This window comes from Actinoalloteichus sp. AHMU CJ021 (genome assembly GCF_002895405.1).
In the GTDB taxonomy this organism is placed as follows: Bacteria; Actinomycetota; Actinomycetes; order Mycobacteriales; family Pseudonocardiaceae; genus Actinoalloteichus_B; species Actinoalloteichus_B caeruleus.
In genome coordinates, this window is the sequence record NZ_CP025990.1 from 2419564 (window position 1) to 2432208 (window position 12645).

9 protein-coding genes are annotated in these 12645 nt (G+C 73.4%); 5 read left to right on the plus strand and 4 right to left on the minus strand.

Annotation, left to right across the window (positions count from 1 at the left end; translation table 11 throughout):
* The first annotated feature begins 53 nt into the window (after positions 1 to 53).
* The 5 genes from C1701_RS10185 to C1701_RS10205 all read left to right on the plus strand — a co-directional run bounded on the left by C1701_RS10185 (position 54) and on the right by C1701_RS10205 (position 5846).
* Complete coding sequence (locus C1701_RS10185) at positions 54 to 800, plus strand: SDR family NAD(P)-dependent oxidoreductase (RefSeq protein WP_103055853.1); 747 nt, start codon at positions 54 to 56, stop codon at positions 798 to 800.
* A complete protein-coding gene (locus tag C1701_RS10190; RefSeq protein WP_081715258.1) occupies positions 797 to 2275 on the plus strand; it encodes an AMP-binding protein in 1479 nt (492 codons plus the stop codon). Before C1701_RS10185 ends, C1701_RS10190 begins: the two co-directional genes overlap by 4 nt.
* Positions 2276 to 2409: 134 nt before the next feature.
* The gene (locus C1701_RS10195) at positions 2410 to 3441 is read left to right on the plus strand and encodes a LuxE/PaaK family acyltransferase (protein WP_051313625.1); all 1032 of its coding nucleotides are present in this window, start codon (positions 2410 to 2412) and stop codon (positions 3439 to 3441) included.
* Positions 3438 to 4718 (plus strand): acyl-CoA reductase, encoded by a 1281-nt coding sequence (locus tag C1701_RS10200; RefSeq protein ID WP_026417729.1) that lies wholly within the window; start codon positions 3438 to 3440, stop codon positions 4716 to 4718. Before C1701_RS10195 ends, C1701_RS10200 begins: the two co-directional genes overlap by 4 nt.
* Before the next feature lie 192 nt (positions 4719 to 4910).
* Positions 4911 to 5846 carry a lysylphosphatidylglycerol synthase domain-containing protein gene (locus C1701_RS10205; protein WP_051313627.1) on the plus strand — a complete coding sequence of 312 codons (936 nt, stop codon included), beginning with the start codon at positions 4911 to 4913 and terminating at the stop codon, positions 5844 to 5846.
* Positions 5847 to 6306: 460 nt separating this feature from the next.
* Here the strand turns inward: C1701_RS10205 and C1701_RS10210 are convergent, their stop codons facing one another.
* From C1701_RS10210 to C1701_RS10225, 4 genes are all read right to left on the minus strand, one after another.
* On the minus strand, positions 6307 to 7461 hold the full coding sequence (locus C1701_RS10210; RefSeq protein ID WP_026417731.1) for a glycosyltransferase family 2 protein: 1155 nt from the start codon (positions 7459 to 7461) through the stop codon (positions 6307 to 6309).
* A 24-nt stretch (positions 7462 to 7485) separates the two neighbouring features.
* Positions 7486 to 9921 carry a hypothetical protein gene (locus tag C1701_RS10215; RefSeq protein ID WP_155886038.1) on the minus strand — a complete coding sequence of 812 codons (2436 nt, stop codon included), beginning with the start codon at positions 9919 to 9921 and terminating at the stop codon, positions 7486 to 7488.
* A gap of 372 nt (positions 9922 to 10293) precedes the next feature.
* On the minus strand, positions 10294 to 11130 hold the full coding sequence (locus C1701_RS10220) for an HAD family hydrolase (RefSeq protein ID WP_026417732.1): 837 nt from the start codon (positions 11128 to 11130) through the stop codon (positions 10294 to 10296).
* Positions 11131 to 11654: 524 nt separating this feature from the next.
* Positions 11655 to 12626 (minus strand): trypsin-like serine peptidase, encoded by a 972-nt coding sequence (locus C1701_RS10225; RefSeq protein WP_051313519.1) that lies wholly within the window; start codon positions 12624 to 12626, stop codon positions 11655 to 11657.
* Positions 12627 to 12645 lie beyond the last annotated feature (19 nt).

The following is a 12645-nucleotide window of genomic DNA, read 5'->3' on the forward strand; positions in this document are numbered from 1 at the left end:
TCGGAGAACGCCGGTAGGACCGGCGTTCCGGGGCAGAGGGGCGGTACTTAGCCGTGACCGAACTCAGGGACAGGGTCGCCGTCATCACCGGCGGCACCCGCGGCATCGGCCTGGCCACCGCGACCGCGCTGGCCGAGGCGGGGGCGGCTGTGGTGCTCACCGGACGTTCGGAGACCACGGCCAAGGAGAGGGCGGCGGAGGTGGCCGCCGCCACCGACTCCCGGGTCATCGGCATGGGGCTGGACGTCACGGACGGGCGCGCGACGGCCACCGCGATCCGGGGCGCGGCACGGGAACTCGGCCGGCTCGACATCGTGGTCGCGAACGCGGGTGTCCTGGCCGACGCCGTGCTGGGCATGATCAGCGAGGACCACGTCCGCTCGCTGCTCGACACCAACGTGGTCGGCGCGCTGAACACCGTGCAGGCCGCCGCCCGGGTGATGACCCGGGCCCACGGCGGGTCGATCGTGCTGCTCGGTTCGATCGTGGGCGAGCGGGGCAGCGTGGGGCAGAGCGCCTACGCGGCGTCGAAGGCCGCGATCGGAGGCCTCACCCGTTCGGCCGCCAAGGAACTCGGGCGCCACGGCATCCGGGTCAACGCGGTCGCCCCCGGGGTCGTGGACACCGACCTCGTCCGCTCCCAGTCCGAGGAGACGCTGCGCCACGCCCGGGAATCGAGCCCGTTCGGTCGGCTGGGCCGCCCGGAGGAGGTCGCCACCGTGATCCGCTTCCTGGCCTGCGACGACGCCAGCTTCGTCACCGGACAGGTCATCGGGGTCGACGGGGGTCTGGTGCTGTGACCGCGCTCCGGACCGACACCGTGCTCGCCGACCTGGTCCACCCTGGCAGCGCGCTCGTCGACGCCGCGACGGGCACCACGTGGTCGGGTTCGGACCTGCTGGCCAGGGCGGAACGCTTCGCCGAGGGACTCGTCAACCTGGGGCCCGGCCCCCTCTTCCTGCTCGCCGGCGTGGACACCGGCACGGTCGAGCGCTACCTGGGTGGCCTCGCCGCGCGCCGGCCGGTGGCACTGCTCGATCCGGCCACCCCGCACGCCGTCCTCGCCGACCTCATCGGCAGGTTCCAACCGGCGGCCGTGCTCGGCACCCCCGACGGGGAACGGGCACCGGAGGGGTACCTCCCGACGGCCGACGGGTGGCGGCGGCTCGCCAGCGGGGAGGCCCCACCGCCGCACCCCGACCTCACGCTGCTGCTGGGCACCAGCGGCTCCACCGGCAGCCCCAAGTTCGTCCGGCTCTCCGGTCGGGCCGTCCTCGCCAACGCCCGGTCCGTGATCGCCTCGTTGGGCATCACCACCGCCGAGATCGCCCCCACCTGCCTCCCGCTGCACTACAGCTACGGGCTGTCCGTGCTCCACAGCCACCTCGCCGCCGGCGCGACGGTGGTCGTCACCGGGCACGGCGTCCTCGAACGGCCGTTCTGGACCGCCGTCGACCGGTACGGGATCACCTCGCTCGCTGGTGTCCCCTACCACTACGAGATGCTGCGACGACTGCGGTTCGACCCCGCGGCGCACCCCAGCCTGCGCACCGTGACCCAGGCCGGGGGGCGGCTGCGCGACGAACTCGTCACCTACTTCCACCGCACGATGGCCGCGGTGGGAGGGCGCATGTTCGTCATGTACGGCCAGACGGAGGCCGCGCCGAGGATGGCCTGCCTGCCCGCCGAGGAACTGCCAGGGCGGGTCGGGTCGGTGGGCCGGCCGGTTCCTGGTGGGACCTTCACCATCCGCTCCCTCTCCGACCAGGACACCGCCGGAGGCGCACCGGCGCCACGCCGGGGCAGGAGCGCGACCAGTACCAGCCCGGGGGCTGAGGGCGAGGTCGTCTACCAGGGTCCCAACGTGATGATGGGCTACGCGGAGTCGGCCGCCGAACTGTCGTCGGGCGACGAACTCGGCGGGGTCCTCGCGACCGGTGATCTCGGCTACCTCGACGAGGAGGGCTTCCTGTTCCTCACCGGACGCCTCTCCCGGATCGGCAAGGTCTTCGGCAACCGGGTCAACCTGGACGACGTCGAGCGGCTCCTCCGGGGCAGGACGGGGCACGTCGGCCCGGGAGCCGCCGTCGCGGACGGTGATCGGGTCGTCGTCTTCCTCGAAGGGGGGACCGTCGAGGCCTGCCGAGCCGTGGCCAGGACGCTGGCGGCGGAACTGCGCCTGCACGCGTCCGGGTTCGACGTTCGACCAGTGGACCGTCTCCCCCTGCTGCCGAGCGGCAAGACCGACTACCGCACCCTGGAGGCCGGCACGTGACCACCGCCGCTGAGCGACCGGACGCCGGGCCCGGGTCGGGGCACCCGGGGAACGGCTCCGCCCCCACCCCCTCGTCCCGCGGGGAGGACGCCGACGTCTTCGGGCTCGACCAGCCGGGGCGGGAGGCCGCTCTCCTGCCCGAACTGGTCGACCTCACCGAACGGCACCGCGACGGCTGCCCGGAGTACGACCGGATCCTCACCGCGCTCGGCGTTCCCCGTCCCGCCGCCGCCTCGACCACCTCCGACCTGCCGTGGCTCCCGGTCCGGCTGTTCAAGGAACACGATCTGCGCAGCGTGCCGGCAGAGGCGGTCTTCCGGGTGCTGACCTCCTCGGGGACCACCGGTGCCTCGGTGTCCCGCATCCACCTCGACCGGGAGAGCGCGGCGGCGCAGACCAGGCAGCTGTCGCGGACCCTGCGCGCGGTGCTCGGCCCCCGCCGGTTGCCGATGCTGATGGTGGACAGCGCGTCGACGGCGCGCGGCGGAACCTCCTTCTCCGCCCGGGGAGCCGGGGTCCTGGGCATGGCGAACTTCGGGCGGGACCACGTGTACGTGTTGGACGAGGACGACCGGCCCGACCCCGGCGCGGTCGCCGAGTTCCTCCGCCGGCACGGCGACTCCCCGTTCCTGGTGTTCGGCTTCACGTTCATGGTCTGGCGCTACCTCTACGAGATCGCCAGGGACCACCGGTTCGACCTGTCCAACGGCGTGCTGGTGCACTCGGGCGGCTGGAAGAGGTTGGCGGACCGGGCGGTCGACAACGCCGAGTTCCGCCGACGCTTCGCCGCCGACACCGGGCTGCGGCGCATCCACAACTACTACGGCATGGTCGAGCAGATCGGCACGGTCTTCCTCGAGGGACCGTCCGGGGGGTCGCTGTACTGCCCCGACTTCGCCGACGTGATCGTCAGGGAACCCGGGACCTGGCGGGAACAGCCGGTAGGGGAACCCGGGGTCATCGAGGTCGTCAGCACGCTCCCCCGGTCCTACCCCGGCCACGTCCTGCTCACCGAGGACGTCGGCGTCGTCCACGGAGTCGACGACGGCGACTGGCCCGGCAAGCGCTTCTCCGTGACGGGCCGCCTGCCCAGGGCGGAGGCGAGGGGCTGCGGTGACACGTTCTCCGGGCCGAGGAACACCGGGCCCTCGGGAGGCCGCCCATGAAGGTCACCTCGCGGTTCCCCGCCGGGCCGTCCCTCCCGGCCCCCGACCTGCTCCGCGAGCTGGCGGTCGGTGCCGTCCGCTGTGATCTCCGGGTCGGGGACGAGCGGATGGTGCGGTTCCTGACCGACCTCGCCGCCAGGCTCCTCGCACCGGCCCAGGCCCGCCGCCACCCGGAACTCGCCGCGCTCGGGTTCTTCCTCCGCCGGGGGGAGCTCACCAGGACCCTGGACGCGCTCGGCGACTCGCCCTCGACCGGCACCGCACCCGCCGGGCCCGGCGGCGCCGAGAGCGCGCTCCGGTTCCCCCGGGGCCTGGTCCTGCACGTACCACCGGCCAACGTCGACACCATCTTCGTCTACTCCTGGGCGCTGTCCGCCCTGGCGGGCAACACCAACGTGGTCAGGTTGTCGGAACGTTCGGGCGCGGCCGCCTCCGCCGTCCTCACCGCCATGCACGAGGCCCTGCGCGACGCTCCACCCGAGGTGGCCACGGCGGTGGCCGCGACCCAACGCCTCATCGGCTACGGACGGGACGACTCGGTCACGGCGACCCTCTCCTCGGAGTGCGACCTCAGGGTGGTCTGGGGCGGCGACGCGTCCGTCACGGCCCTGCGCGCCTTCCCGCTGGCCCCGGCTGCCCGGGACCTCACCTTCCCCAACCGGTCGTCCTTCGCCGTGATCTCCTCGGCGTCGTGGCGGCGCACCGACGAGACCACCCGGCGCTCCGTGCTCGGCGGCTTCTACAACGACGCCTTCTGGTTCGACCAGGCGGCTTGTTCCTCGCCGAGGGCCGTGTTCTGGGTGGGCTCGGAGGCGGAGGGGCGCGAGGCGGCCCGCGACTTCACCCGGTTGCTGCTCGACGTCGTCGGGGAGAAGGGGTTCCGCCCCGAGCCGGCGATGGCGGTGCGGCAACGGGTCGGCGCCTACGGTCTCGCCGCGACCGGGGCGGCGAGGTCCGTCAGCTTCGAGGGGGACGCCGTCGCGACGCTGGAGCTCGCCCCCGAGGCGGAGATCCCCCGCGACTGGCTTGGCGTCGCGACCTTCCCCCACCGCGCCGTGGGTTCCCTCCAGGAGCTGGCAGGGCTGGTGCGGCGCGAGGACCAGACCCTGACCCACTTCGGGTTCGACCGGGGCGAACTCCTCGCCCTGGCCGAACGCCTCGGCGGGCGGGGGATCGACCGGATCGTCCCGGTCGGGTCGGCGTTGAGCTTCGCCCCGGTGTGGGACGGCCACGACCTGCTCCGCGAGTTCACCCGGCTGACGACGGTGACCGGGTAGGCGCCGCCGATGTGGTTCCGCGCGAGGGACAGGCCCGCCGGGCCGGTCGGTGGTGCGGGGGGAGCCGGCGGGCCGGCCGAACCCGGGGTCGTGGCGGGCGCCGAACCGGCCGGCGCCCGACGGCCGGTCGAGGTCACGGGCCAGCGAGACCCGAGTGAGAGCCCCGCGGGCGGGGGCGCGGAGAGCCGTGACGTGCCCGGTCGGTCGCGGCGGGCCCGGCTGCTCGCCTGGGCGCAGCGGGGCCTGCTCGTCCTGGTGCTCGCCGCGACGGCCTGGGCGGTGGTGGGCCGGTGGTCCGAGGTGTCGGCGGCGTTGGTCGAGATCCCCTGGTACGTGACGGCGCTGAGTTCGGCGGCGACGGTGGTCGGCATCCTGGTCGGCACCCTGGCGTGGCAGGCGGTGGTGGACGACCTCGGTCCGCCGGTGGGTCTGGTGCGCGGGGCGCAGATCAACCTCGTCGGCCAGCTCGGCAAGTACGTGCCCGGGACGGTCTGGGCGTACCTGCTCCAGATGGAACTCGGCAGGAGGGCCGGCCTGCCCCGGGCACGGATCTTCAGCGGCTCCCTCATCCACCTCGGTGTCTCGATGGTCGCGTCGTTGCTGTTGGGCGTGCTGGCCGCCCCGGTACTGCTCGCGGACACCCCCAGCGCGGCCTGGCTCTACCTGCTCCTGCCCGTTGGCCTGGTGGCGTTGCACCCGGCGGTGCTGACGAGGGCGGCGGCCCTGGTGTTCCGGGTCCTCCGCCGTCCCCCACCGGCGGAGCGGTTGCGGTGGGGCACGGTGGGCCGCGTCCTCGGGCTGTCCCTGACGGCGTACGGGTTGTTCGGGGTGCACCTCTGGCTGTTGGCATCGGCGAGCGGAGCCGTCACTGGCTGGGATGTCCTGGTCTGCGTCGGTGCGATGGCCATCGGCATGAACGCGGGCATCCTGGTCTTCTTCCTGCCCTCCGGCGCGGTCGTCAGGGACGCGATCCTGCTCGCCGCGTTGTTGGCCGCGGGTCTGACCGAAGCCCAGGCCATCGCGTTCACCCTCGCGTCACGGCTGATGTTCGTCCTCGCGGACGTGCTCACGGCTGGCGGCGCGGCGCTGACCGCGCGCCTCGCGCTGCGGCGCGCCGGGGACGGCTGACCCCGGTTCGGCTGCCCTCGTGGTGGGCTGGCCGGATCGTGGCGGACCAGGTCGCCACGGTGCCGGGCCCGCGCCCGCGCTCCCCTGCCGCGCGGCCGGCGTCCACCACATCGGCTCGGCTCCTGGAACTCCCCGCGCCGGCCTGCCTCCGGTGGCCGCCGGCTCCTGGTGGGACGCGCGGGGGAGATGCTCCCGCGCGGCGGGCGTGCACGAGTGGACGGCGGGGTGACCCGCCGGGTCGGGGAGCGCGGTTCGGGGATGGCGTGCGGGTTGGGGATGGCATGCGGGTCGGGGAGGGCGGCGTCCTCAGTCGGGGCCGGTGCCGCCGAGCGGCGCGCGGCGCGGCGCGATCGATCACCCCGGTCCCCGGGTCGGCTCCGGTCCCCCGTCCCGAGGTGCCGCTCCGAGCTCGTCGCCGCGCCCGGTCGCTCTCCAGGGCCTCGTGGGCGTGGAGGAGCGTTCACCAGCTACCCGCTGGCTCCGGAGGATCGGGGTCGGGACGCGGGCGGGCACGGCGCGAGTTCCGTCGAGGCCGTCCCGCCGGGTCCTCCTCCACGTCGGCACCGGGCCCGGCTGCCGGTTCGCCCGGGAGCGGGTGGGAGTCCTTCAGGGACGCGGTGGGCGGTTGGCCCGGTGGCTCTCCCACGTCCCGCACCTCGTCGACCACGAACACCGGACGACCGCGACCGTCGTCGCCGGCACGCCACAGGTACTCGCCGAGCAGACCGAGGAACGCGAGCTGCCCGCCACCGATCACGCACATCACCGCGATCACCAGTGGCCACCCCACGGGGAGCTCGGTGAGTGGCGCGGTGAGGACGACGGACGCCCCGAGCAGTACGCCCACCGCTCCCAGCACCGCTCCCACCACCATCGCCGCCCGCATGGGCGCGTAGGAGAAGGCGACGAAGGAGTCCAGGGCGAGTTTGATCTTCCGGCTGGTGGTCCACTTGCTGGTGCCCGCGGGCCGAGGACGCTGGTCGAAGGTGATGGTGGCCTGCGCGAAACCCACCCAGGCGACCAGGCCCATGATGTTGCGGTTGCGCTCGGGCATGCGCGCCAGCACGTCCAACACGGCGCGGGACACCAGGACCTGGGAAGGCCCCTCCTCGGGGATGTTGGGGATCTGCCCCAGTCGGCGGAGCAGCCAGGAGAACACCAGGGCGGACAGGTTCGACGGTCCACGCCGGACCGAACGGACCCGCCGCACGCCCCACACGATGTCGTGGCCCGACCTCCACCCCGCCAGGAAGTCGGCGACGGCGCTGAGAGGTTCCTGGAGGTCCGCGCTGAGCGTGATCGCCGCGTCGCCCCGGCACAGCTGGAAGCCAGCGGTCACGGCGGCGTGGGAACCGAAGTTGCGGGACAGGACCGCGACCCTGGCGATGTCACCCGGCCCGAGCTGGTCGACCACCGCCTGGGCGGTGCCGTCCTCTGAGCCGTCGTCGACGACCACCAGTTCGAAGTCCAGGTCGGGGAAGGAGTTCCTGACCTGGCGGTAGAACGCGACGAGCCCTGGCGCGTTGGCCGCCTCGTCGCAGGCCGGCACCACCAGCGAGACCAGTCGCCGGCCGGTCACGCGCGCCGTCTCCCCCGTGGGGAACCGTTCTCGCATCGGATCCACCGTCCCTCCGCTCGGTCACGGGTGTCCGCTGTCGTGGTGGTCCTCCTTCCGTTCGTGTTCCGGGGCCGCTGAGGTCGGCTCGGTCGTCCTCGTCGGCTCCACGGGGGACACCTCGGAGTCGCCCGACCGGCGCCGCCGTCGGCGGTGCGTCGTCGTCACCAGCACGAGGCCGGCGGTCAACACCAGGCCGGCGGCCAGCAGGCCCATGCCGAGCCCGAGCCCGGGGGCGTTCCAGCGCAGCTCCAGGGATCCGCCGTCCATCCCGGCCGGCAGCTCGACCTGGAGGAGGCCGTCCGGCCCGGTCCTCGTGGGAACGGGGGCGCCGTCGACGCTGGCCGAGTACCCGGGCCACGCCAGCCTGGCGAAGGTGAGGCGGGTGGGGGCGCTGGGGTCGTCGCGGGTGAAGTCGACGAGTTCCCCGCTCCGGCCGACCACCTCGTCCCGTGTCACCTCGACACCGGCCGGCACGTGCGACACCCGCCCGTCAGGGTGGGGCAGCGGCTCCGTCCGCCGCCACACGGTGACGAAGTCGGTGACCTCCTGGCGTTCCCAGCCTGGCGGGGCCGGCTCCTCCCGCACGTCGACGAGGGCGTGTTGGGCGACGACCGTCTCCGCGCGGAGCAGGTCCACCAGCGGAGCCGGTCCTCCCAGGGGCCGCCGCCAGAAACGTTCCCACGCCTCCGGGCAGGTGACGCTGCCGTAGAAGTTCAGGCACTGCGCCCCGTCCAGCGCGGAGAACCCGATCCCGCTGTAGGCGGTGAGCGTCTCCACCTCCGGGATGGTGTACAGCGACCCGAAGAGGACGTCCCGGTAGATGCCGTGCGGTTCGACCGTGGCCGGGTCCGCCCTGGCGAGGTCGGCGAACTGGACGGTCATGCCCTGGTAGCGGTCCGCGAACCGGTCGCGCAGCTCGTCGGCGTGCAGGGGGAACTGGTAACCGGCGGTGTTGGCGTTGGACGGGAACCAGGTCAACTGGAGGGCGAGCACGCCCACGGTGCCGGTCGCCAGGAGGACGAACCCGCCGGCCCTGCTGGCCCACCCGGCCAGCAGGGGGACCAGCAGGAGGAGGACCGCCGCCGCGCCGAGGAGCTGCCGGGGCAGCGTGTCCGGGACCGACGCCCAGCCGAGGTAGCCGGCGAACGCGACCAGCGAGACCGAGAGGGCGGACCGTGCCACCGGTCGGGTGCGGTGGAAACCGCCACTGGCGACGACGGCCCAGGTCAGCGCGACCGCGAGCAGGAAGAAGGGGATCAGCCTGGCCGGCCAGCGGAACATCCAGAGGTTGGACGGACCGAGCATCAGCACCAGCGACGCGCCCCCGAAGACGGCCAGTCCCACCAGGGGCCGCCAGCGGTCCCGGAGCACCCCCCACCGCAGCCACGGCAGGGTGGGCAGCAGGAACCACCCGAGGTAGAGGCCGGGGAACTCCATCACCGGCAGGCCGAAGGTCGTCACGAAGGGTTGGAACGCGGGGTTGCTCAGGCCGAACAGGTCGGTGAGCGTGGGCACCAGGAAGCCGTCGTTGAAGGTGGGGCTGTCCTGGCGGTACCCGACCACCGAGGTGCCCACCAGCGGGATGAACACGAAGGCCGTCACCAGCGCCGTCGCCACGCCCGCCGCCGCCACACCGGCCACCCGCCACCGCTGCCCGGAGCACCACCCCTCGACCATCACGGCGAGGACCACCAGGGCGGTGGCCAGCAGGCCGTACGGGCTACCGATGGAGGAGCACAGGTAGCCGGCGAGCACGACCCAGAACAGGGAACCGCCCCGGTGGACGGCCCGCCGCGCCGTCCACCACACGTAGGGGACGAGCGCGGTGGTCATCTGCGCGTTGATCCACGCGGTGCCGTCCATGAACAGGTTGTAGCCGGCGAGGGGGAAGGCGAGGCCCACCAGCGCGGCGGCCCACGGCCTGGCCCCGTGGTCCCGGGCCACCAGGTACGTCCCGAAGGCCATGAGCACCATGAACCCGGCCTTGACCAGCGAGATCGCCAACGCCAGGTTGGTGAGTTGGTGGGTGGCGAGGTTCGCGGCCAGCACCAGGGGGTTCCACATGCCGGTGGCCGCCTCGCCCACCAGGTTCCCGCCACGCCACATGTCGAGCTCCAGTAGCGGTAACCTGCCGGCGAGGACCGCCTCGGCCACCCGGTGCCAGATCCCCACGGCCGCCGCGGCGGTGTCGTCCCAGTAGTAGAAGATGCGGTTCCCGACCAGGGGCAGTCCCGCGGCGATCCCGGTCAGCACCAGCATCACCGCCGGGGCCAGCACCCGTTCGCTCGGCCACCTCGGCACCGTCGGACCCGCCTGGGCGGCGGGGGCTGGTTCCTCCGGCGTGCGGTCCCGCCGGGCGGCGGCCTCCGTCACGTCCATGACGGCGGGCTCACCGGACGTCCCGGCGTGGTCGGTGTCGTCGGCACACGGGTCCTCCCTGCGTCGGTCGAACCACATGATTGCCCGGCTGACCGCGGAGCGCCTGCGGGAGGACATCACAGGTCGTCGACGTCGTCGCAGGTCAGACGCACCCCTGGCTGGCCGGGCGCGACGGGGAATGCCGCGTGTGGGCTACGGGCCGACGAGCGGTGGCGAGGTCGGCGGCACGGGAACCGGTGTCGCGGCCGTCCGCGCCGGCGCCTCCCGCCCCGGGCTCCTCCCACCGGCCGGATGACCCGTTGGGCGCACCAGTGGAGGACTGGTGCGCGCCCGTGCGGCTCCGGACCGGGTGGCGGCGGCACACCGGGAGGAACGGCCGCCGCGGGTGTTCGGGACGGCTGGCGGCGCCCACCCGTCAGCGCGGTGCCCGAGGGGCGGGACGGAGTTCGGTCAGAACCAGCGCTCCAGGATTCGCGCCACGCCGTCCTCGGCGTTGGAGGTCGTGGTCTCGTCCGCGACGGCCAGCACCTCCGGGTGCGCGTTCTCCATCGCGACACCGTGCCCAGCCCAGCGCAGCATCGGGATGTCGTTCGGCATGTCGCCGAAGGCGACCACGTCAGCCCGGTCGACGCCGTGCAGGTCGGCCACCTCGGACAGCCCCGACGCCTTGTTCACCCCCGCGCGCATCACGTCGATGAGGCCGTCGTCCGTGGAGTAGGTGATCTCGACGGCGTCCGAGACGAGCGGCCCGACCGTTCTCGCCATCTCGCGGCTGGACACCCCCCGGTGGCGGACGATCAGCCGGACGGCGGGGCGCCCGAGCAGTTCGGCGAGGGGGACCGGGCTTCGTTGGTGGACGCCCCAGGGACTCAGGTAGCCGGGCCCGACCAACGCCACCGGGGCGCCGCGGGTGTCGTCCTCGGGCGGCTGGGTGGGCGGGTCGGCGTCCACGCACTGCTCGACGGCCAGGGCGCAACCGGGCAGGGCGTCGAGCACGACGTCGGCGACGTCGCGCAGCAGCACTGGGTCGATCGCGTGGGTGCTCAGCACGGCCCGACGCTCGACGTCCAGGATCACCGCGCCGTTCACGCAGACGGCGAGCCCGCCGACGCGCAGCGCCCGCGCCACCGGGTACACCCAGCGAGGTGAGCGGCCGGTGGCGAGGACCATCGGGATGGCGGCGTCGAGCACCCTGGAGACCGCCGAGGCGGTGCGTGGGCGGAGTTGTTCGAGCGGGTCCAGCAGGGTGCCGTCCACGTCGGAAGCGACCAGGCCGGGCTTCTCCACGTGGCCGTCCTCACTCGGGGGCACGAGCGCCCGGCCCGTGCCCGGTATGCCGACGCGGGGATCGGCCGGGGGCGGGTGTCCCCTGTTCACGCTGGTCGGCGTGGACGGGAATGACTCGCGTACCGTCGGTCCACCCCCGCGGTCGGCTCGCCTCAGGTGGCGGTAACATTAGTCGGCCGCGACGACGAGGTGAATATCTATGGTCGGGGCCGGGTTCGAGTGGTTGATCGCCAGGAATCCGAACGCGGCCATGATGGCCAAACCGAAAGCAGCGAGCGTCGTGGTCAGTCGTCGGGCCATACGCCTGTCCCTTCCTCGGTGGTCGTCGGTCGCATCTCCGTTGGTCTGATCGTTCTCCCCATCCTGTTTGTTAGCCGGTGCAACCGTTCACCACTGGAACAGAGCAGTCCGTGGAATTATTCCGGCGCCACCATCACCGCTGGTAAGCGGCGAGCGGAGCTGACCATCCGGATGGCCTACCCGGCACCTCGTCCTGTCACGCACGGCGGTGGCGGTGGCCGGCGTCACGTCCGCCGCCACCGGGTCAGGTTGCCCAACACCTCGTCGGTGATCCTGGTGCCGCTGTTCTCCACGCCCCAGCCATAGGCGTGCACGGCCACCACGCACGGGTGGCAGGAACTCGCTGGCAGGTAGATCGGGGCACCGCTCTGACCGCCGAAGGTGTCGTTGTGGTGGTAGACGCGGTGGTCGGTCACCCGGCGCACCTCGTCGACGCTCTGCCACTGGGAGGCCGAGGGCTCCCGGTCCTGTGGGTACCCCTGGGTGACCGTGGTGGCGCCCACCGCGACGGGGCCGGGCGCCTGGTGACCGAACCACCCGGTGGTGGCACCGACGGTGCAGTCCAGCTGGAGGGCCGCGTAGTCGTGGTCGATGCTGCCGTCCCTGGTCCAGCCCACCGTCGCGAACGCGTCGAGGACCTCGCAGTAGCCGTAGGGGGCGTGCGTCCCGTTCCGCCCCGGGTAGACGCGGAAGTTCGTCTTCCAGTCGGCGCCCGGCCCACCGTGCACGCAGTGCCCGGCGGTAGCGACCATGTCCGCGGCGTAGAGGTAGCCGGTGCACCAGCTGGTGCTGTGGGTGAGGTAGACGACCGCGCGCGCCGGGTACGCGGTGGTCCTGGTCACCCGCCGCCGGTCGTCCTCGCCGATCACTGAGTAGGGGGTGGTGTCCGCCTCCGGTTCCGCGCCGGGGCCGGCGAGGTCGGGGTCGAACCGCACCCCCCGCGCGTCCGCCAGGTCCCCGGTTCCCTCGTGGGGTCGGTTCCCGCCATCGTCCCCACCGGCCGCCGGGGAGGAACCCCCGAGACCCGACCTCGACCTCCAGTCGTGTCGGTCCGCCGGCGGTTCCGCCTGGTCGGCCGCCACGGTCACCGCCGCCGCGGCGCTCCGCGGGCTCGTCGGGAGCCCGGCGTCGACGACGACGGCGAGCACCGAGCCGAGCAGGGCGGCGGCGAGCGGGCCTCGGAGACGACGGTTCATGCGGTCACCCCTTCCTGTT